This is a genomic window from Ligilactobacillus ruminis ATCC 27782 (assembly GCF_000224985.1).
In the GTDB taxonomy this organism is placed as follows: Bacteria; Bacillota; Bacilli; order Lactobacillales; family Lactobacillaceae; genus Ligilactobacillus; species Ligilactobacillus ruminis.
Window position 1 is genome coordinate 1,488,035 of sequence record NC_015975.1, and the last position, 21,068, is coordinate 1,509,102.

A 21,068-nucleotide genomic window follows, 5' to 3' on the forward strand; every position below is an offset into this window, starting at 1 on the left:
ATCAAGCATTTTTTTGTTACTTTCTCGGAAATCCGATAACGGTCCCGTATCCGTGAAGCATCAAATACTTCGGACCAACGGAAACTCTTACCACTTGCGGCTCAAAGCGGACCGCAATAATACCTTCACCGCCCTTGGCTACGGCACGCTCAATCAGTTTTCCTTTGACCTCAGTATACAAATCATCAAATTCATCGACTTGATCCAACTGATCCGATGTCAGTTCTTTTTTGACCGTGGCGTTTACGATTCCTTTGATGGTGTACGTTCGATTGATTTCACCTGTCGTAAGAAACATGGACATCCCCCTTTAAAGAAAGATTCTGTAGTTGCGTTTGTTAATATTGATTACTTCGCGCTTGTTTTTAGCTGAACGATTGCGCAACAAGTTCCGCAACATCTTTTCAAGCTTGGCATTTCCGTTTGAAAACTTCGAAAGAAGATCGTTATCAACCCTTAAAACCAAATTCTCACGCTTGCTTGGAACACGAAAAGTCGTCTGTTCGTCATCTTTTTCAATTACGTTGTCCACAAGCTCTTCTACAAATCCTTTCGCCATTTTATGATTCCTCCTTAGGATTAAGATGGAAACCCTTCCTTGTGTTTAATTATATTCTACACCTTTTTTCATAATTTTTCAAAACACATTGAAATTAATGAACGCTGTATTTCATATCATCCGCTTGTTGAATTTCCCTTGAAAATAAAGTATGATGAAGGCAACACTAATGTAAGCGCAACCACTAAAGGAGGGACTCCCTATGAAACAAACAACTCCTTATCAGCTCGAACGTGCCCGCACGTACCGTGCTGAAGCTCAGCGGGCAATTGAATACATTCTGTCAAACGATGATTTCAATAAGGCCAAGCTGATTTTGAAGTCACTCAAGCGCTCGATTAATGCGGAAATAAACATGTCTAATGACGAGGATTCCGCCTATGTAAAGCTGCTTGTCACCATCAACCAAGAATTGGACGGCAAAAAGGATGCTTTTTTTCAGCTTGAAATAATCCGCAAAGGTTTCTTCAGATTCATCGTCGCACAAACCGGTTCTTCTGACGCAAATCGATAAAAATGTTATAATGAATCTGGAAGAAACCTCTAAAAGGAAGTGGTCAATATGACAGAACAAAAGTATACGACAATCCTGGTACCCGTTGACGGATCAAAGGCAGCAAAGCTTGCTTTTGACCGCGGGGTTGAAATTGCCAAACGAAACCATTCCCATCTTGATGTTTTGAATGTCATTGACTTAAATCAGTTTACCGTCAGCTTCGCCGGTATGGTTGATGCAGGCGGAGACGTTGTTTATCAAGCATTTGAAGATGTCAGCGACTACTTGAATGATCTTGTCGAATGCGCTCATAAGGCCGGATTGAATGATGTTTCGATGCACGTCCGTTATGGTTCTCCCAGAAGCGTTATCGCCAAAGAATTCATCAAAGATCACGGTACCGATTTGATCGTCATGGGACCCACGGGCACAAATCCGGTTGAAAGACTCTTCCTTGGATCAGTTACCGACTATGTTACAAGAACGGCTCCATGCGACATCATCATTGCCAGATGAGCTCTTCGAAACTGGAATCTTAATTCCAGTTTTTTTATATTTTGCAAAACTTGCTTTAATTCTAAAAATCAGTTACACTTCTCTACAAGGATTTTTGATTAGTTAATGAAAGGAACGATTAGTTTGTCACTTGATCCGATTTCGACGCTCGTATACGTCGCGCTTTTAATTTTAACAATCTATAATATCAGACTAAGCTGGAATCTGGCCAAACTCAAAAGCTCGGTTGCAGTCAAGCCGTTTGAATCTTTGTCATCTCTTGAACTTAATGAAATTGAAAAAATAAACCATGACAGAAGAAAATGGAGCATCGTCGGAAATATTTTTTTCGTGCTCTCTTTGGTACTTGCTTTTGCAGGAACGCTCAACCAATTGGCATATTTCTTAACGTTGTACACCGTTTGCAATATCATTGTCGTAAAGTACAACACCCAGACGTTCAACGTTATCAGAGCGGACAGACATAGTTAAAAAGAGCCTGGGAAAAAAAGTCCCGTTTTCCTCTTGAATTAAATGCCGAACAAAGGAGGCCGCAAGTCGACTGATTTTGCCCTGGCATTTTTTCAATTTTGCTACATGAAAACAATTTTTTGTCAAATGCAGTGCTGAGCATCTCCTGCTCAATCAATGCGTCAAGACTGTCTTACGGGTAAAACGTCGATTTTTGAAATCTGCCCGTAAAAGCCAGCCCTCGGTTACGGGCAAAACGTCTTTTTTTAAGATTTGTCCGTAAAGGCCGGTCTTCGATTCCTTTTACTATTTCCACCACGTCAGGCGATTGTCACGTATACACAAAAACCCGGATCAGGTTTGCAATCAGCTGCAAATCATCCGGGTTTTAAATTTGAGGCAGAGTTTTTTTAAGCCTCTTTTCAGTCCGTTTCCTACTTGATAAGTTCGTAGATTGCTTCGGCATAGATTGCGCAAGCCTTGACCAAAACGTCGACCGGAACGTATTCATTGGCTTGGTGCATCGTATCCGGCGTATCAGGGAACATGGCGCCAAATGCAACACCGCGTTCCATCAAGCGTCCGTATGTCCCGCCTCCGACAACTTTGCCGGTTTCCTTTGTTCCCATTTGCCGGTTATAAACGTCAAGAAGCGTTGAAACCAACGGATCGTCAGGTGAAACATAGTGCGGAACCATTACGCTTCCTTGTTCCAAAGAAACGTTCATCGGAGCAACGACTTTTTCAAGACCGGCTTCGATCGTTTTTTCGTCCATTCCTTTAGGAAAACGGAAGTTGAGCGTGATTTTGCCGCCTTTTCCTGCTTCAAATGAGAAGATGCCGGCATTCATCGTCAAATCGCCCATCACGTCATCCGTGAAATCAATGCCGAAATTCTTCATGCGCGAATCCTTGTGCAAATACTCTGCAGTAAATTTGACGAAGTTTTCGGCATCGCCGCCAAAATTGAAACGTTGCAAGAAGTCTGCCATGTAAGTGCCGGCATTTTCACCCTTGCGCGGTTCTTGAGCATGGGCAGCTTTTCCGATCATGTGCAAGAACAGCGTTCCGTTTTCCATGAAGGCAGTTCCGACAACCGGATGCCCTGCAACATACGCATCAAATGCCTCAATAATCTCTTCTGAATTCTTGGCATTCAGTTTGACTTCGCAATCGCGCGGAACCATATTTTCACGCAAACCTGATTCAAAGCTCAAAAGCTCAACATCGCCGCCGTTTGAACCCTCAAAGTTCAAGAAGAAACTGACATTGCCTTTTTCACCGTTGATAACCGGGAAAAAGGCATCCGGAGAAAATCCAAAATCAGGTTGAGGCATCTTTTCAAAGTAATGCGTCATTCCGCGCCATTGGCTTTCTTCATCCGTTCCCAAAATAAAATGAACCTTTTTAGAAACCGGAAGGCCGAGTTCCTTGATAATCTTAAGACCATAGTAGCAAGCCATCCCGGGTCCCTTGTCATCTTGTGCGCCGCGCGCATAAAGATTGCCGTCTTTGATCACCGGTTTGAACGGATCCGTATTCCAGCCTTTGCCGGCAGGCATGACGTCAACGTGTGCCAGCATCGCCATCGTTTCATCGCCTTCACCGAATTCGATGTGACCGGCCAATCCGTCAAGTTCAAGCGTTTCAAAACCGTCGCGTTTCCCGATTTCCAAAAACTTGTCCAATGCTTCCTTTGGTCCGGGACCAAGCGGTGCTTCAGGCGTTCCTTTTGATTCGTCTCTGACGCTTTCGATTTCAAGCATCGTCTTCAAATCGGCAAGCATTTCATCCTTGCGATTCTCAGCTTCCTTTTTCCAATCAATTGACATTTTTATTCCTCCTAATAGAAATACATACGATAATTTTACCATATTTCTGCTTTTTGCGTTTGCTTTTTGATTTCAAAAGAATTATGTTATAAGAAAACGAAAAAGGGCTGATGTAAAATGCATGTCATTACGCAAAAAGATGTTGAAAACGTTATCCAAAAACGAATCGAGACAGGTCACAAGGGAACCTTTGGCCGTGTTTCAGTCATCGGGGGCAATGCCAATATGGGAGGAGCGGCAATTATGGCCGTGCAGGCTGCCGTCAAGGCCGGAGCCGGACTGACCACCTGCATTTCGCATAAAGCCAATCTCACGGCGCTTCATGCGCGCGTTCCTGAAGCAATGTTCATTGATTATTTCGACAATGACGCCTTATGCAAATCCGTTTTCCAATCAAACGTCGTCGTTGTCGGACCGGGTCTTGGGACGGATGAAACGGCCAAGCAGGTTTTTTCTTCCGTCTTGAAAAATGCAAACCAGACGCTGATCATCGACGGCTCAGCCATCACCATGCTTGCAGAAGACGATCAGCTAAAAAAATTGACGCCAAGCGCAAAAATCATCTTTACCCCTCATGAAATCGAATGGCAGAGGCTTTCCGGCTTAAGTCAAGCAGAACAGACTCCTGCTAAAAATGCAGCCAAAGCTCTTGAATTGAATGCCGATGTCGTTTTAAAAAAACACGGTACGGAAATTTACCACCTTTCAGGAAAATGCTCAAAGCTCACGATCGGCGGTCCATACATGTCAACCGGCGGAATGGGAGACACGCTTACCGGAATCTGTGCGGCCTTTTTGGCTCAGTTCAAGGGTGATCAGGATCAAATCCTGGACGCCGCCGTCTATACACATTCCGATATTGCGGATCTGCTTGCAAAAGAGCGCTACGTTGTTTTGCCAAGTGAAATCGCCGATAATTTGCAAAAATACATGAAACATAGATGCAATGGCCAGATTTTATGAAACTTAATTCATGTTTTTGAAAACATATTGATTCTGACTGCAAAAAACCACCGCCAAATTGACGGTGGTTTTTTTATCAGTCTCTGATTTTAAGTTCTTCAATCTCCGTTTGAGTCAAGGCTCTGTATTTCCCGGGATCAAGTCGATCGTCAAGTTCAAGCGATCCCATCTTAAGCCTTTTAAGTTCCAGCACGTGCATCCCCGTGCTGGCAAACATCCGCTTGATCTGGTGATACTTGCCTTCAGAAATCGTAATCTCGATTTCTGACATACCGGCATCTTCATCAGCCTTCCTGACGACAAGCCTGGAAGGTTTGGTAACTTCGCCGTTCTTCAATTCAATCGGCTTTGAAAAAAGCTCGACTTCAGCCTCGGTCACGATTCCTTCAATCTTTGCCTCATAGACTTTTTCAACATGCTTTTTTGGTGCCAGTAAATCATGCGCAAGCGCCCCGTCATTCGTCAAAAGCACCAATCCCGTCGTATCCTTATCAAGTCTTCCGACTGGAAAAAGTCCTTTGATGCGATCTTTTTTGTCAATCAAATCAAGCACGGTCTTTTGAACGGAATCTTCCGTTGCAGTGATGACGTTCTTTGGCTTATTCAGCATATAGTATACAAAACTTTGATACGTCAGCTTTTTTTTATCAAGACAAACAACGTCTGAAAACTCGTTTATTTGTCTTTTTCCTGAATTTTCAGTCACGCCGTTGACCGTTACTCGTTTGCTCTTCAAAAGAACTTTGACCTCGCTTCTGGTCCCCTGATTACATTCAGCTAAAAATTTATCTAGTCTCATTTTCACTGTCCTTTATGAAAAAATTGTAAACCGCTCCCAGACATGCAAACCAGACAAGCGAAAACAGCAAAGACATCAGCGTGCTTTTTGAAAATGCCAGCAAAATCAAAACTGCCAGGAAAAAGATGATCGTGACCCAATTCGAAACGGGGAACAGCGGCATCGCAAAAAGCGTCTGTTCGCCTTTGCAACGTTTCTTATATTTGTAATGACAAACAACCAAAACGATCCAGATGAAAACAAAACTGACCGTTGCAATGCCTGAAATGATTTCAAAAATTGCGGCCGGCAAAAAGAAGTTTAAGATTACGATCACAAACAAAATAACAGACGAAAAAACCAAAGCATTGACAGGTACGCTGCGATTATTGCTTTTGCCTAGTTTTTTTGAAGCCTGTCCGCTGTTTGCCAAAACAAACAACGTCCGACTCGTGCTAAAAATCGCACTGTTGCAAGCGGACAAAGCGGCCGTCAAGACAACGAAATTAATGACTCCGGCAGCAATCTTGATGCCAATGCCGCTGAACACCTGAACGAACGGACTTGAATTTGTTGCAATCTGATTCCAAGGATAAATGCACATCAAAACAAACATCGAACCGACGTAAAAAAGTCCGATTCTGATCGGCAAAGTATTGATTGCCTGCGGAAGATCACGTTTCGGATCAGCCGTTTCGCCAGAAGTCAGACCAACCATCTCAATTCCCGTAAAGGCAAAGATAACCATCGGAAATGCTGCCAGCAACCCATTGAACCCCTTCGGGAAAAAGCCGCCGTAACTGACGAGGTTGCTTAACGAAACGTTGTGTCCTCCGACCTTGGCATTCATCGCAAGCAAAACGACGCCTGTTCCGATCAACGCCAAAATTGCCAAAACCTTAATGCTTGAAAACCATGTTTCCAATTCTCCGAATGCTCCGACACTGAGCAAATTAAACGCCAATAGCAAAACGATTATCCAAAATGCCGTCAACCACTGCGGAATTCCCGGAAACCAATACCTGATATAAATCCCGCTTGCGGTCAAATCTGCCATTGCCAAAGATTCCCAACAAAGCCAATATGTCCATCCGACAATAAATTCGAAGCGCGGACCCAAATATTCGCGTACGAATTCGATAAATGAATTCTTCGAAAGATCCGATAAGATCAATTCGCCAATTGCGCGCATCATGAAAAAACAAAATATGCCGGCAATAAAATACGCTAAAATAATTGCCGGACCTGCCTTTTGAATTGCTGTTCCTGAACCCAAAAACAGTCCTGTTCCGATTGCTCCGCCAATCGCAATCATCTGAACGTGCCTGTGCGTCAGTGATCGTGATAGTTCGTTGTTCAAATCCTTACCCCCTATAATTGTTATCATTATAGTAAATATTCATGCATTAATCAAGGAAAGAAGGTTAATCGACTGCCTGTAATTCTAATTTTGTTCGTTTTATGGCGAAAATCGGCTCTCTAAAACTCAAATCCTTCTTTTTTGATATTCAAAATAAGTATTATCAATTATTAAAGTTCGTTTTTAACAAAGAAGGCTGACAAACTCTGTCTCAAATTAAAAAACCGGATGATTTGCAATCAATTGCAAATTTAATCTGGGTTTTTGCATATGCATGACAATCGCTTCTTGCTATGATGTGAATAAGGAAAAAGTTTGTTTTCATGTAGCAAAACTGAAAAAAATGCCGGACAAAATCAGTCGACTTGCGACTTCCGTTGTTCGGCATTTAATTATTTCAAGAGAAAAACGGGACTTTCTTCTCAGGTTCTTAACGATATTGATTATTTTACGACAATATTGACCAGTTTGCCCGGAACGGAAATGACACGAACCACATTCTTGCCTTCAACGAATTCCTTGACATGTTCATCTGCCATCGCAAACTTTTCAAGCTCTTCTTTTGAGATGCTGCTTGAAACCTTCAAGTGTTGGCGAACGCGCCCGTTAACTTGAACGACGACCTCGACTTCATCTTTAACAAGTTTCGATTCGTCATATTCAGGCCATTTTGCATAAGCGATGCTCCCGACATGACCAATCTTTGTCCAAAGCTCTTCAGCCAAGTGCGGAACGAGCGGAGCCAGAAGCTTGACGAATCCTTCAACGTATTCAAGTGGCAAAGAATCTGCCTTATAACAATCATTGACGAAAACCATCATTTGAGAAATGGCCGTATTGAAATGCATCTTCGTAAAGTCTTCAGTAACCTTCTTGACCGTCTGGTTGTAGGCAAAGTCAAGCTCGCCTTCATTGATCGTCGTAATTCGATCGCGCATGTTGTCATCTTCATCGATGATCAAATTCCAGATACGATTGATGAACTTGTAAGCACCGTTTAACCCGTCTTCGCTCCATGGCTTGGATGCTTCCAAAGGTCCCATGAACATTTCATAAAGGCGAAGCGTATCTGCACCGTATTGCTCAACAATATCATCAGGATTGATGACGTTGCCCTTCGACTTGGACATCTTTTCATGGTTGTTTCCAAGAATCATTCCTTGGTTGACCAGCTTTTGGAACGGTTCTTTCGTAGGAACGACACCCAAATCATACAGGAATTTATGCCAGAATCGTGCATAAAGCAAGTGCAAAACGGCATGTTCGGCACCACCGACATAAAGATCGACCGCCATCCAATGCTTGAGCTTGTCATAATCTGCAAGCTTTCCTTGGTTGTGCGGATCAACATAGCGCAAGAAGTACCATGAACTGCCTGCCCATTGAGGCATCGTATTCGTTTCGCGCCTTCCTTTGCGCCCGTTCTTGTCGACGACATTTACCCAGTCGTCAAGATTTGCCAACGGACTTTCACCGGTGCCGGATGGCTTGATGTCCGTTGCTTTTGGCAAACGAAGCGGAAGCTCGTCTTCAGGAACAAGCGTTGTTTCACCGTCTTCCCAGTGAATAACTGGAATCGGTTCTCCCCAGTAGCGTTGGCGAGAAAATGTCCAGTCACGCAAACGGTAGTTGACTTTCTTCTTGCCGATGCCTTTTTCCTCAAGCCATTCAACCATTTTGTCGATGGCTTCCTTTTTGCCGAGTCCATCCAAAAAGCCGGAATTGATATGCTTGCCGTCACCCGTGTAGGCTGCTTCTTCAACGTTGCCGCCTTCAATAACCGGTTTGATCGGCAAATCAAATTTTTTGGCAAATTCATAGTCACGTTCATCATGAGCAGGCACAACCATGATTGCACCGGTGCCATAAGATGCCAAAACGTAATCGGCGATCCAAATCGGAAGTTTCTCACCGTTTACAGGATTGATGCAGTAGCTTCCCGTAAACACGCCGGTCTTTGTTTTTGCAAGATCGGTACGTTCAAGATCCGATTTATGAGCACATTGATCAACATAAGCTTCAACGGCCTCTTTTTGCTCAGCAGTCGTCAAAGAACTTACATATTCATGTTCAGGTGCCAAAACCAAAAGCGATGCACCAAAAAGCGTATCAGGACGAGTCGTGAAGACTTCGATCTGCTTGTCGTCGTGGCCGCAAACGCTGAATTTTACGGAAGCGCCAACGGAACGACCAATCCAGTTGCGCTGCTGATCCTTGATTGCTTCAGGCCAGTCAAGGTCATCCAAGTCATCAATCAAACGATCAGCATATGCGGTAATTTTCAAAACCCACTGGCGCATCGGTTTCCTGACGACAGGATACCCGCCGCGTTCCGTCTTGCCGTCGATGATCTCTTCATTGGCAACGACCGTTCCGAGTTCCTGGCACCAGTTGACGGGAATTTCTGCTTCGTATGCAAGGCCTTTCTTGTACATTTGTTCAAAAATCCATTGTGTCCACTTGTAATATGACGGATCAGTCGTATTTACTTCACGATCCCAATCGTACGACAAGCCCAATGACTTGATCTGACGACGGAAATTATTGATGTTCTTCTTCGTAAACTCACGCGGAGAGTTTCCCGTCTTCAATGCGTATTGTTCAGCAGGAAGTCCGAAAGCGTCCCATCCCATCGGATGCAAAACATCGTATCCCTGCATCCGTTTCATGCGCGAAATAATATCCGTTGCCGTATATCCCTCCGGGTGTCCGACGTGAAGTCCTTGACCAGACGGATAAGGAAACATGTCCAGTGCATAAAATTTCTTCTTGTCAGGATCTTCGCTTGTCTTGAAGGTCTTGTGTTCTTCCCAATAATGCTGCCACTTTTTCTCGATTGCTTTGTGATCGTAAGCCATTTTGAAACTTCCTCCTTGTAATAAATAAAAAAGCCCTACACGAAGTTTTCACTTCATATAGGACGAATAAATCGCGGTACCACCTATGTTCCAGCAATTGCTGACGCTTTTTCTCGTAACGGGAGATACCGTCCTTGCCTACCTCTCCATGTTCAGCAAGAAACTCAAAGGCGAGTTCGAAGTACTAAATTTGCATGTTCACACCAGCCACACGCTCTCTGACAAATCTCGTCCTTCTAATAATCCTTCTTAGCGTTCAAATATTGTTTTAATATTAGCAAAATCGGACTCTTTTTTCAAGTCTTTAAACCGAATTGACAAAACCTAATTTAAATACAGCGTCTGACCCACGTAAATCGTATCGCTTGCCAAGTGGTTTACGGCCTTCAAATTATTGACGGTCGTCTTATTGTCAGCCGCAATTCGCCATAAACTGTCGCCGGCTTTAACCGTGTATTTTTTCTTGGACTTATCAGAAACATTAGTCGTCTTAGCATACGTTTTCGCATTTACGGAAGATTTCTGCGTCACTTTAAGCCTTTGACCAACATAAATCGTATCAGAAGACAGCCCGTTGATTCGCTTCAATTCTGCAACCGTCAACCCTTGCTTGTTGGCTACTGCCCATAAACTGTCGCCTGATTTGACGACGTATGTCGCACCCGCTTCTGCCGTTTCCTTTGAGCTTGTCTTGATTTTTTGCTTGGTATCTGAAGAAGTTCCCTTAATCTTCAAAACCTGTCCCGGAATAATCAGGTTGTCTTTTAAGCCGTTCAGCGACTTCAATTCATCCATGCTCATGCCATGTTCATGCGAAATCTTCCAAACGCTGTCGCCTGATTTGACCGTGTAAGTCGAAGGCTTGGTTACCTGATTTTGTGACGGCTTATTTTGATTTTGTGACGGTGCGCTTTGCTTTTTCTCGGATACGACCAATTTTTGTCCGACAAAAATCATATCGTTGGAAAGCTTGTTTAAATTTTTAAGCTGAGATACGCTCATGTTATGATTCGTCGCAATTTTCCAGAGACTGTCGCCCGACTTGACCGTATAAGTTTCATTGCCCGTCGTCTGCTGAGGTTCTTTTTTTCCTTGTTGCTGCTGAACGGTCGATTTTTTCTGACCAATGACGAGTTTTTGCCCGACATGGATCAAATTTGATGAAAGATGATTCCAGCTCTTCAAATCATTTACGTTGCAGCCGTGTTTGGTTGCTATGCCCCACAAGCTGTCGCCTGACTTGACCGTATATGTCTCGGCACTCGTAACCGTCTGCTGAGGACGATCATTATTGTTGCCGTTCGAATTCTGATTTTGATTCGTTTCGTTATTCGTATTTTGTTGAGCAGACTTTCTGACCTTGAGCGTCTGACCCACGTAGAGATTGTTGCTCGTCAAGCCGTTTGCCTTCTTCAACTCATCAAGCGTCATCCCGAATTTGTGCGCAATCCCCCACAAGCTGTCACCGGCAACGGCCGTGTAAGTTCCGTTCGTGGCAACGCTTGTATTTGAATTATTGTTATTATTGCTGTTCGTATTATTCGAAACTGGTTTCATAACAGTTCCGGTATCATATTGCGTCAAATTGTATCTTTCAATCACGGAAATCAGCTTTGATGCATAACTCGGATCGGTTGCATATGTCCCATAGACGCCGTTGCGCAAATTTTGCGCGGCCACGGCGTAACTCGAAGCCTGAGCCTTGGTCGAACGCGGAAAATGACTGCAAATCAAATCGGCATAAGCATTCAATGATTCCGTATAGCTTGAATAACGCTGAAAACGTGCCATTACCGTATGGTACGCACCGCCATAATATTCTTGCGTCGACAGATTGATATACGCACCGGATCCGTTCCACTTGACGCCAAACAAATTATAAGCAGCAGTCGACAGATAGCTTCCGCCCCACCCGCTTTCAAGGGCCGCCTGCGCAATCATCAATGATGCATACAAGCCTCTGGCGCTTGCAACTTGACGTGCTGCCGGAGCAACGTTGTTTAAAAAGCTCTGCACGTTTCCTGAATAACTCGTATTCGCCTGAACCGCCCTTACCATCGGAACGTCGGCAACTGCCTGTTGGGTGCTGACGTCGGCCTGAGTCTCGGTTTGAGGATCCTGCTCTGTTTGATCTGTCTGAATCGATTGCTGCTGGGTCTGTTGGTTTTGAGCAGCAGGCTGCTGAGTTGTCTGCTGTGCTTGCTGTTCGGCACGCTGCGTTTGTCCGACCGTATTATTTTGAGACTCTGACGAAGATGACGCTGATTGCTGCGTATCATCAGAAGATGACTGACTTGAAGCCTGCTGATTTCCGTTTGTTTGACCGTTCTTATCAACTTGAACCGTATCAGCCGAAACCTTGGTCCTGCTGCTTAGCGCAAAACCGGCGGTCCCCATCAAAACAGTGGTCCCAATATAGGTCGTAGCCTTTTTTACAGATCGGATATTCTGCAATGCCTGGACCTGCTTTTCACGTTCGATTCGCTCTTTTCTTTTTTTCATTTGAGCCCCACCTTATTTTCTATCGTTCGTAAATAACACTACAAAAAGATTATATCAGATTTTTAAGCATCAAAGTAAAAAAAAAAACTGCTTGACTTTATATTCTTTATAATTTAGACATAACTTCATAATTAGCTCAACTATATTTAAAGCAATTAAATTAATTCACAATTATCTATTTTTACTTCTAAAAAATAAAAGAGTCTCAACATGAAGCCAAGACTCTTGAACAAGCATTATTTATTTTAAATTCAGTGCTGCTTTCAATTCGTCGACCTTATCGAGATGTTCCCATGGAAGGTCGATGTCAGTACGTCCAAAATGACCATAAGCAGCTGTCTGCTTATAAATCGGTCTCCTCAAATCAAGCATTTCAATGATGCCGGCCGGGCGAAGATCGAAGCATTTTCGAATTGCCTTAATCAATTCGTCATCGCTGACGCTGCATTTTCCAAAAGTGTTAACCGAAACAGACACTGGTTGTGCCACACCGATCGCATATGCAAGCTGAACTTCAACCTGCGGTGCAATTTTGGCAGCAACGATGTTCTTGGCAATATAGCGTGCAGCATAGCTTGCGGAACGGTCGACCTTAGTCGCATCCTTGCCTGAGAAAGCACCGCCGCCATGATGTGCAAATCCGCCATAAGTATCAACGATAATTTTGCGCCCGGTAAGTCCGGCATCGCCTTGCGGACCGCCGATTACGAAACGCCCTGTCGGATTGATGAAATATTTCGTCTTATCATCTAAAAGATCTTCCGGAATCACTTTGTTGATTACGTGTTCCTTAATATCTTTTCTGATTTGATCCAACGATACGTCTTCCAAGTGCTGGGTCGACAAAACCACCGTGTCTACTCGCAAAGGCTTATTATCTTCATCATACTCCACCGTAACTTGAGCTTTAGAATCTGGTCCAAGATATGGAAGTTCACCGCTTTTGCGAACCTCGGCTGTTTTCCTCATCAAACGATGACTGAGCGCAATCGGAAGCGGCATAAATTCAGGCGTTTCATCAATGGCATAGCCAAACATCAAGCCTTGATCTCCGGCACCAATCTGATCCAACGGATCGACCTCGCCGTTTTTGATTTCAAGTGAAGTATCAACGCCCATTGCAATATCGGCCGATTGTTCGTCAATTGCAGTCAAAACAGCACAATTGTCGCCATCGAAACCAAATTTTCCGCCAACGTAGCCGATACCCTTGATCGTGTCACGAACTACTTTTTGAATATCAATGTAGGCACTTGTTGAAATTTCTCCAACAACAACTACCAATCCGGTTGTTACAGTTGTTTCAGCTGCGACCCTGGCATTAGGATCCTTTTTAAGCAACGCATCCAAAATTGCATCACTGATCTGATCGGCAATTTTATCCGGGTGTCCTTCTGAAACTGATTCTGACGTAAACAAATGTCTTTCTGACATAATAAAATTCCCCCATTCATTATATTTGTGGTTACAAGGCATCTTCACTAAAAGCGTGAATCCTATCGGGAATGAGTTGTAACGCTTAGATTATACCATAAGTATCGGAAATTAGTAAAAAAGTTTAAGTCTCAAACGGGATATTTAAAATAACTTTCATCAAAAATGATTCCGACATGCATTGTTCAGAAGACAACAGGAGGACAACAAAATTGCAACAACTTCACAGTTTTTAACGAAAATTAACGCTAACTATAAAACAAAAACCCCGTCAAAACGGGGTTTAAGCAATTTAACGATAAATTTTGATACCGGTGATCGGGGTCGAACCGATACGTCCTCAACGGACACTGGATTTTGAGTCCAGCGCGTCTGCCAATTCCGCCACACCGGCATAATACTTGAAATTGCCACATCAGCAAGGGCGGTAGGTGGGAATCGAACCCACGCGTGCCGGAGCCACAATCCGGTGCGTTAACCACTTCGCCACTACCGCCATCATCAACCAAATGTTAAATAATTCAGCTGAATCACTTAGCAAATATGGAGGATACAGGGCTCGAACCTGTGACCCTCTGCTTGTAAGGCAGGCGCTCTCCCAACTGAGCTAATCCTCCATAAAAGGTCATCAAAATGATGACCGAAATTTTAAAGTCACAACGGTCCTAACCGGATTTGAACCGGTGATCTCCTGCGTGACAGGCAGGCGTGATAACCCCTACACCATAGAACCAAATTGCGGGAGCAGGATTTGAACCTACGACCTTCGGGTTATGAGCCCGACGAGCTACCAGACTGCTCCATCCCGCGATAATAACTTAAAAAGATGACCCGTACGGGATTTGAACCCATGTTACCGCCGTGAAAGGGCGGTGTCTTAACCACTTGACCAACGGGCCATACCAACTAACGGAGAAAGAGGGATTTGAACCCTCGCGCCGTGTTACCGACCTACACCCTTAGCAGGGGCGCCTCTTCAGCCACTTGAGTATTTCTCCATAATGGGCCTAAATGGACTCGAACCATCGACCTCACGCTTATCAGGCGTGCGCTCTAACCAGCTGAGCTATAGGCCCATCAATAAAAAAAGAGCGGGTGACGAGAATCGAACTCGCGACAACAGCTTGGAAGGCTGTGGTTTTACCACTAAACTACACCCGCATGGTAATGGCGCGGGACGGAATCGAACCGCCGACACAAGGAGCTTCAATCCTTTGCTCTACCGACTGAGCTACCGAGCCATGAAATTATATTCAAACGGTCCTAACCGGATTTGAACCGGTGATCTCCTGCGTGACAGGCAGGCGTGATAACCCCTACACCATAGGACCAAATTGCGGGAGCAGGATTTGAACCTACGACCTTCGGGTTATGAGCCCGACGAGCTACCAGACTGCTCCATCCCGCGATAATAAAAAGGAGGATAAGAGATTCGAACTCTTGCGTGGTTTTACCCACCTGACGGTTTTCAAGACCGTTCCCTTCAGCCAGACTTGGGTAATCCTCCGTAATTGCTTTCATACTTTAATCCATAAAGCATATGGACCTTGTAGGACTCGAACCTACGACCGGACGGTTATGAGCCGTCTGCTCTAACCAACTGAGCTAAAGGTCCGAGACGTTAAGTACGAAATATCGCGGCGGAGGGGATCGAACCCCCGACCTCCCGGGTATGAACCGGACGCTCTAGCCAGCTGAGCTACACCGCGATTCTATTGAAGCAAGAAATTTACTCCTATCGGGAAAACAGGATTCGAACCTGCGACCCCCTGGTCCCAAACCAGGTGCTCTACCAAACTGAGCTATTTCCCGATGATGCACCCAGTAGGAGTCGAACCTACAACCTTCTGATTCGTAGTCAGACACTCTATCCAGTTGCGCTATGGGTGCATATTAACTTTTAACCATTAACTGGTTAAGCGGAAGACGGGATTCGAACCCGCGACCCCCACCATGGCAAGGTGATGTTCTACCACTGAACTACTTCCGCATATGCCGACTAGAGGATTCGAACCTCCGACCCTCTGATTACAAATCAGATGCTCTGCCAGCTGAGCTAAGTCGGCATGTCTTGAAACAATTTATAATCGACAACTTCTTAAGTTTATCAAATCATTCAAGAACTGTCAAGCATTTATTTATTAGATGAGTCGTGACAGGCTCGAACTGTCGACCCTCTGATTAAAAGTCAGATGCTCTACCGACTGAGCTAACGACTCATAAATGGAGGATACAGGGCTCGAACCTGTGACCCTCTGCTTGTAAGGCAGACGCTCTCCCAACTGAGCTAATCCTCCGCATGGCAACGTCCTACCCTCACAGGGGGCGATCCCCCAACTACTCTCGGCGCTATGGAGCTTGACTTCTGTGTTCGGAATGGGAACAGGTATATCCTCCATGCCATCATCACCACACTATTTTCCTTGAGAAAACCTTGTTCTCTCAAAACTAGACAATATTCACTTCTCTTTTCAAGAACCTGCGTTTTTTTGGTTAAGTCCTCGACCGATTAGTAATGGTCCGCTCCATGCGTCGCCGCACTTCCACTTCCATCCTATCTACCTGATCATCTCTCAGGGGTCTTAACTCCATAAAGGAGTGGGAAATCTTATCTCGAGGTGAGTTTCGCACTTAGATGCTTTCAGCGTTTATCTCATCCATACATAGCTACCCAGCGATGCCCTTGGCAGAACAACTGGTACACCAGCGGTATGTCCATCCCGGTCCTCTCGTACTAAGGACAGATCCTCTCAAATTTCCTGCGCCCGCGACGGATAGGGACCGAACTGTCTCACGACGTTCTGAACCCAGCTCGCGTACCGCTTTAATGGGCGAACAGCCCAACCCTTGGGACCGACTACAGCCCCAGGATGCGATGAGCCGACATCGAGGTGCCAAACCTCCCCGTCGATGTGGACTCTTGGGGGAGATAAGCCTGTTATCCCCAGGGTAGCTTTTATCCGTTGAGCGATGGCCCTTCCATGCGGAACCACCGGATCACTAAGCCCGACTTTCGTCCCTGCTCGACTTGTAGGTCTCGCAGTCAAGCTCCCTTATGCCTTTACACTCTGCGAATGATTTCCAACCATTCTGAGGGAACCTTTGGGCGCCTCCGTTACCTTTTAGGAGGCGACCGCCCCAGTCAAACTGCCCACCTGACACTGTCTCCCGCCGTGATTGCCGGCGTGGGTTAGAGTGTTCATACAACGAGGGTAGTATCCCACCGATGCCTCCGTCGAAACTAGCGTCCCGACTTCTACGGCTCCTACCTATCCTGTACAAGTTGTACAAACACCCAATATCAAGCTACAGTAAAGCTCCATGGGGTCTTTCCGTCCTGTCGCGGGTAACCCGCATCTTCACGGGTATTATAATTTCACCGAGTCTCTCGTTGAGACAGTGCCCAGATCGTTACGCCTTTCGTGCGGGTCGGAACTTACCCGACAAGGAATTTCGCTACCTTAGGACCGTTATAGTTACGGCCGCCGTTTACTGGGGCTTCAATTCTGAGCTTCGCTTGCGCTAACCCATCCTCTTAACCTTCCAGCACCGGGCAGGCGTCAGCCCCTATACTTCATCTTACGATTTTGCAGAAACCTGTGTTTTTGATAAACAGTCGCCTGGGCCTATTCACTGCGGCTGATCTTGCGATCAGCACCCCTTCTCCCGAAGTTACGGGGTCATTTTGCCGAGTTCCTTAACGAGAGTTCTCTCGCTCACCTTGGTCTTCTCGACCCGACTACCTGTGTCGGTTTGCGGTACGGGCGGTCTGATTCTAACTAGAAGCTTTTCTTGGCAGTGTGACGTCGCTCACTTAGAACGATAAATCGTTCATCCCCGTCACAGCTTGTCCTTGAGCCGGCAAGCATTTGACTCGCCGACAGACTTGCTGCTTGGACGCACATCCAATAGTGCGCATCGTTAGCCTCCTGCGTCCCTCCGTTGCTCAAACAAATCAGACCGGTACGGGAATATCAACCCGTTGTCCATCGCCTACGCCTCTCGGCCTCAGCTTAGGTCCCGACTAACCCTGGGAGGACGAGCCTTCCCCAGGAAACCTTAGTCATTCGGTGGACAGGATTCTCACCTGTCTTTCGCTACTCATACCGGCATTCTCACTTCTAAGCGCTCCACCGGTCCTTACGGTCCGGCTTCACCGCCCTTAGAACGCTCTCCTACCATGCAGCAAAGCTGCATCCACGATTTCGGTAATGTGTTTAGCCCCGTTACATTTTCGGCGCAGGATCACTCGACTAGTGAGCTATTACGCACTCTTTAAATGGTGGCTGCTTCTGAGCCAACATCCTAGTTGTCTGTGCAATTCCACATCCTTTTCCACTTAACACATATTTAGGGACCTTAATCGGTGGTCTGGGCTGTTTCCCTTTCGACTACGGATCTTATCACTCGCAGTCTGACTCCCGGATATAAATCAGTGGCATTCGGAGTTTATCTGAATTCAGTAACCCAAGACGGGCCCCTAGTCCAAACAGTGCTCTACCTCCACGATTCTCAACTCCGAGGCTAGCCCTAAAGCTATTTCGGAGAGAACCAGCTATCTCCAAGTTCGATTGGAATTTCACCGCTACCCACACCTCATCCCAGCATTTTTCAACATACACGGGTTCGGTCCTCCAGTGCGTTTTACCGCACCTTCAACCTGGACATGGGTAGGTCACCTGGTTTCGGGTTTACACCAACGTACTCGTTCGCCCTGTTCAGACTCGCTTTCGCTGCGGCTCCGGCCTTTCCGCCTTAACCTCGCACGTTAGCATAACTCGCCGGTTCATTCTACAAAAGGCACGCCATCACCCGTTAACGGGCTCTGACTACTTGTAGGCACATGGTTTCAGGTACTCTTTCACTCCCCTCCCGGGGTGCTTTTCACCTTTCCCTCACGGTACTGGTTCACTATCGATCACTAGGGAGTATTTAGCCTTGGGAGATGGTCCTCCCGGATTCCGACGGAGTTTCACGTGTTCCGCCGTACTCAGGATCCTGGACTGAGGAAACAACGTTTCGTTTACAGGGCTGTTACCTTCTCTGGCTGATCTTCCCATATCATTCGACTACGTTATTTCTTGGTAACTCAGATGTCCAGTCCTACAACCCCAGAGAGCAGGCTCTCTGGTTTGGGCTGTTCCCCGTTCGCTCGCCGCTACTTAGGGAATCGAATTTTCTTTCTCTTCCTGCGGGTACTTAGATGTTTCAGTTCCCCGCGTCTACCTTCAGCTCAACTATGAATTCATTGAGCGATAACAGGCAAAGCCTGTTGGGTTTCCCCATTCGGAAATCTCCGGATCACAGTCTACTTACGACTCCCCGAAGCATATCGCAGTTAGTCACGTCCTTCATCGGCTCCTAGTGCCAAGGCATCCACCATGCGCCCTTAATAACTTAACCTATAATATTTATCTTGCGATAAACGGTTATGAGTTTTGCGATTAAGAACTAATTTCTTGTTTTAAACTCTTTAAAACGCGGTGTTCTCGGTTATAAAAATTAACAAAGAAATAAAATATTATCTAGTTTTCAAAGAACAAGTTTTGAGGAAACAAATCCCTCAAAACTAAACAAAGTTTCGAATCATGTGCAGATTCCGTAATTCATTCCTTAGAAAGGAGGTGATCCAGCCGCAGGTTCTCCTACGGCTACCTTGTTACGACTTCACCCCAATCATCTGTCCCACCTTAGGCGGCTGGCTCCAAATGGTTACCCCACCGACTTTGGGTGTTACAAACTCTCATGGTGTGACGGGCGGTGTGTACAAGGCCCGGGAACGTATTCACCGCGACATGCTGATTCGCGATTACTAGCGATTCCGACTTCATGCAGGCGAGTTGCAGCCTGCAATCCGAACTGAGAACGGCTTTAAGAGATTAGCTTGCCCTCGCGAGTTAGCGACTCGTTGTACCGTCCATTGTAGCACGTGTGTAGCCCAGGTCATAAGGGGCATGATGATTTGACGTCATCCCCACCTTCCTCCGGTTTGTCACCGGCAGTCTCGCCAGAGTGCCCAACTTAATGATGGCAACTGACAATAAGGGTTGCGCTCGTTGCGGGACTTAACCCAACATCTCACGACACGAGCTGACGACAACCATGCACCACCTGTCATTCTGTCCCCGAAGGGAACGTTCCATCTCTGGAATTGTCAGAAGATGTCAAGACCTGGTAAGGTTCTTCGCGTTGCTTCGAATTAAACCACATGCTCCACCGCTTGTGCGGGCCCCCGTCAATTCCTTTGAGTTTCAGTCTTGCGACCGTACTCCCCAGGCGGAGTGCTTAATGCGTTAGCTGCAGCACTGAAGGGCGGAAACCCTCCAACACTTAGCACTCATCGTTTACGGCGTGGACTACCAGGGTATCTAATCCTGTTTGCTACCCACGCTTTCGAACCTCAGCGTCAGTTACAGACCAGAGAGCCGCTTTCGCCACTGGTGTTCTTCCATATATCTACGCATTTCACCGCTACACATGGAGTTCCACTCTCCTCTTCTGCACTCAAGTCTTCCAGTTTCCAATGCACTACTTCGGTTAAGCCGAAGGCTTTCACATCAGATTTAAAAGACCGCCTGCGTTCCCTTTACGCCCAATAAATCCGGACAACGCTTGCCACCTACGTATTACCGCGGCTGCTGGCACGTAGTTAGCCGTGGCTTTCTGGTCAGATACCGTCAATACGTGAACAGTTACTCTCACGCACGTTCTTCTCTGACAACAGAATTTTACGACCCGAAGGCCTTCTTCATTCACGCGGCGTTGCTCCATCAGACTTTCGTCCATTGTGGAAGATTCCCTACTGCTGCCTCCCGTAGGAGTTTGGGCCGTGTCTCAGTCCCAATGTGGCCGATCAACCTCTCAGTTCGGCTACGTATCATCACCTTGGTAGGCCATTACCCCACCAACAAGTTAATACGCCGCAGGCCCATCCAAAAGTGACAGCAAAAGCCGTCTTTTACATGAACATCATGCGGTGTTCATGGTTATGCGGTATTAGCACCTGTTTCCAAGTGTTATCCCCCTCTTTTGGGCAGGTTGCCTACGTGTTACTCACCCGTTCGCCACTAAGCTTCTTTCGGTGAATGCAAGCATTCGGTGAAAGAAAGCTTCGTTCGACTTGCATGTATTAGGCACGCCGCCAGCGTTCGTCCTGAGCCAGGATCAAACTCTCAATTTATAGTTTGTGACTCAAAATTTACTAGCGAATTGACTTCGCAAATATTGTCGCTCTTGTTTGAAACAAGAAGCCCTGCACATTTGCTTATCGAAACTTTGTTCAGTTTTCAAAGATCCGTTTCGTAAGTCGCTCGTTGCGAC

12 protein-coding genes, 21 tRNA genes, 3 rRNA genes, 1 riboswitch and 1 other annotated feature are annotated in these 21,068 nt (G+C 45.9%); of the genes, 4 read left to right on the forward strand and 32 right to left on the reverse strand.

What is annotated here, in order from left to right; translation table 11 throughout:
* Positions 1–16 precede the first annotated feature (16 nt).
* Together LRC_RS07435 and LRC_RS07440 are read right to left on the reverse strand one after the other, a co-directional pair.
* Positions 17–298 (reverse strand): hypothetical protein, encoded by a 282-nt coding sequence (locus LRC_RS07435; protein WP_003694594.1) that lies wholly within the window; start codon positions 296–298, stop codon positions 17–19.
* 12 nt (positions 299–310) lie between these two features.
* On the reverse strand, positions 311–559 hold the full coding sequence (locus LRC_RS07440) for a hypothetical protein (protein WP_014073841.1): 249 nt from the start codon (positions 557–559) through the stop codon (positions 311–313).
* A gap of 202 nt (positions 560–761) precedes the next feature.
* Here LRC_RS07440 and LRC_RS07445 point away from each other — a divergent pair, with 202 nt between their 5' ends.
* The 3 genes from LRC_RS07445 to LRC_RS07455 all read left to right on the forward strand — a co-directional run bounded on the left by LRC_RS07445 (position 762) and on the right by LRC_RS07455 (position 2,042).
* Positions 762–1,073: a hypothetical protein gene (locus tag LRC_RS07445; protein WP_014073842.1), complete on the forward strand. Its 312-nt coding sequence runs from the start codon at positions 762–764 to the stop codon at positions 1,071–1,073.
* Between the two features lie 48 nt (positions 1,074–1,121).
* A complete protein-coding gene (locus LRC_RS07450) occupies positions 1,122–1,571 on the forward strand; it encodes a universal stress protein (RefSeq protein ID WP_014073843.1) in 450 nt (149 codons plus the stop codon).
* Between the two features lie 105 nt (positions 1,572–1,676).
* A complete protein-coding gene (locus LRC_RS07455; RefSeq protein ID WP_014073844.1) occupies positions 1,677–2,042 on the forward strand; it encodes a hypothetical protein in 366 nt (121 codons plus the stop codon).
* 413 nt (positions 2,043–2,455) lie between these two features.
* Here LRC_RS07455 and pepV read toward each other — a convergent pair whose 3' ends face one another.
* Positions 2,456–3,853, reverse strand: a complete 1,398-nt coding sequence (gene pepV / locus LRC_RS07460) for a dipeptidase PepV (RefSeq protein WP_003698891.1) — start codon at positions 3,851–3,853, stop codon at positions 2,456–2,458.
* A gap of 117 nt (positions 3,854–3,970) precedes the next feature.
* On the opposite strand from pepV, the gene LRC_RS07465 reads away from it, so the two are divergent.
* Positions 3,971–4,816 (forward strand): NAD(P)H-hydrate dehydratase, encoded by an 846-nt coding sequence (locus tag LRC_RS07465; RefSeq protein WP_014073846.1) that lies wholly within the window; start codon positions 3,971–3,973, stop codon positions 4,814–4,816.
* A gap of 76 nt (positions 4,817–4,892) precedes the next feature.
* Here LRC_RS07465 and LRC_RS07470 read toward each other — a convergent pair whose 3' ends face one another.
* The 29 genes from LRC_RS07470 to LRC_RS07610 form a co-directional block, all read right to left on the reverse strand.
* Entirely contained in the window at positions 4,893–5,615 is a 723-nt protein-coding gene (locus LRC_RS07470) for a pseudouridine synthase (RefSeq protein WP_014073847.1), read from the reverse strand.
* Positions 5,602–6,954 carry an amino acid permease gene (locus tag LRC_RS07475; RefSeq protein WP_014073848.1) on the reverse strand — a complete coding sequence of 451 codons (1,353 nt, stop codon included), beginning with the start codon at positions 6,952–6,954 and terminating at the stop codon, positions 5,602–5,604. Before LRC_RS07475 ends, LRC_RS07470 begins: the two co-directional genes overlap by 14 nt.
* A 443-nt stretch (positions 6,955–7,397) precedes the next feature.
* Complete coding sequence (gene leuS, locus LRC_RS07480; protein WP_014073850.1) at positions 7,398–9,812, reverse strand: leucine--tRNA ligase; 2,415 nt, start codon at positions 9,810–9,812, stop codon at positions 7,398–7,400.
* Between the two features lie 55 nt (positions 9,813–9,867).
* Positions 9,868–10,074: a binding site (T-box leader), on the reverse strand.
* A 62-nt stretch (positions 10,075–10,136) separates the two neighbouring features.
* Entirely contained in the window at positions 10,137–12,314 is a 2,178-nt protein-coding gene (locus LRC_RS07485) for a LysM peptidoglycan-binding domain-containing protein (RefSeq protein ID WP_014073851.1), read from the reverse strand.
* Between the two features lie 240 nt (positions 12,315–12,554).
* A complete protein-coding gene (metK, locus tag LRC_RS07490; protein WP_014073852.1) occupies positions 12,555–13,748 on the reverse strand; it encodes a methionine adenosyltransferase in 1,194 nt (397 codons plus the stop codon).
* Positions 13,746–13,835, reverse strand: a riboswitch (SMK box riboswitch). (Overlaps the previous gene by 3 nt.)
* 222 nt (positions 13,836–14,057) lie before the next feature.
* A tRNA-Leu gene (locus LRC_RS07495) sits at positions 14,058–14,142 on the reverse strand.
* 29 nt (positions 14,143–14,171) lie between these two features.
* Positions 14,172–14,244: transfer RNA gene (locus tag LRC_RS07500), tRNA-His, on the reverse strand.
* 48 nt (positions 14,245–14,292) lie between these two features.
* A tRNA-Val gene (locus tag LRC_RS07505) sits at positions 14,293–14,365 on the reverse strand.
* A 43-nt stretch (positions 14,366–14,408) separates the two neighbouring features.
* Positions 14,409–14,481, reverse strand: a tRNA-Asp gene (locus LRC_RS07510).
* Positions 14,482–14,484: 3 nt separating this feature from the next.
* Positions 14,485–14,558 (reverse strand) — tRNA-Met (locus tag LRC_RS07515).
* A 17-nt stretch (positions 14,559–14,575) separates the two neighbouring features.
* Positions 14,576–14,647 (reverse strand) — tRNA-Glu (locus LRC_RS07520).
* A gap of 11 nt (positions 14,648–14,658) precedes the next feature.
* A tRNA-Ser gene (locus LRC_RS07525) sits at positions 14,659–14,746 on the reverse strand.
* A gap of 4 nt (positions 14,747–14,750) precedes the next feature.
* A tRNA-Ile gene (locus LRC_RS07530) sits at positions 14,751–14,824 on the reverse strand.
* Positions 14,825–14,838: 14 nt separating this feature from the next.
* Positions 14,839–14,909: transfer RNA gene (locus LRC_RS07535), tRNA-Gly, on the reverse strand.
* 7 nt (positions 14,910–14,916) lie between these two features.
* Positions 14,917–14,989 (reverse strand) — tRNA-Phe (locus LRC_RS07540).
* A gap of 17 nt (positions 14,990–15,006) precedes the next feature.
* Positions 15,007–15,079, reverse strand: a tRNA-Asp gene (locus tag LRC_RS07545).
* 3 nt (positions 15,080–15,082) lie between these two features.
* A tRNA-Met gene (locus LRC_RS07550) sits at positions 15,083–15,156 on the reverse strand.
* A gap of 9 nt (positions 15,157–15,165) precedes the next feature.
* Positions 15,166–15,255, reverse strand: a tRNA-Ser gene (locus LRC_RS07555).
* A gap of 34 nt (positions 15,256–15,289) precedes the next feature.
* Positions 15,290–15,363 (reverse strand) — tRNA-Ile (locus tag LRC_RS07560).
* Positions 15,364–15,383: 20 nt separating this feature from the next.
* A tRNA-Met gene (locus tag LRC_RS07565) sits at positions 15,384–15,457 on the reverse strand.
* A gap of 29 nt (positions 15,458–15,486) precedes the next feature.
* A tRNA-Pro gene (locus tag LRC_RS07570) sits at positions 15,487–15,560 on the reverse strand.
* A 4-nt stretch (positions 15,561–15,564) separates the two neighbouring features.
* Positions 15,565–15,638 (reverse strand) — tRNA-Arg (locus tag LRC_RS07575).
* A gap of 28 nt (positions 15,639–15,666) precedes the next feature.
* Positions 15,667–15,738 (reverse strand) — tRNA-Gly (locus LRC_RS07580).
* Between the two features lie 3 nt (positions 15,739–15,741).
* A tRNA-Thr gene (locus LRC_RS07585) sits at positions 15,742–15,814 on the reverse strand.
* 80 nt (positions 15,815–15,894) lie between these two features.
* A tRNA-Lys gene (locus LRC_RS07590) sits at positions 15,895–15,967 on the reverse strand.
* Positions 15,968–15,972: 5 nt separating this feature from the next.
* Positions 15,973–16,045: transfer RNA gene (locus LRC_RS07595), tRNA-Val, on the reverse strand.
* Positions 16,046–16,162, reverse strand: a 5S ribosomal RNA gene (gene rrf / locus LRC_RS07600). It lies immediately after the preceding tRNA gene.
* 75 nt (positions 16,163–16,237) lie between these two features.
* Positions 16,238–19,151, reverse strand: a 23S ribosomal RNA gene (locus tag LRC_RS07605).
* A gap of 214 nt (positions 19,152–19,365) precedes the next feature.
* Positions 19,366–20,928, reverse strand: a 16S ribosomal RNA gene (locus tag LRC_RS07610).
* The 16S, 23S and 5S rRNA genes sit together here with 21 tRNA genes alongside, the layout of an rRNA operon.
* Positions 20,929–21,068 lie beyond the last annotated feature (140 nt).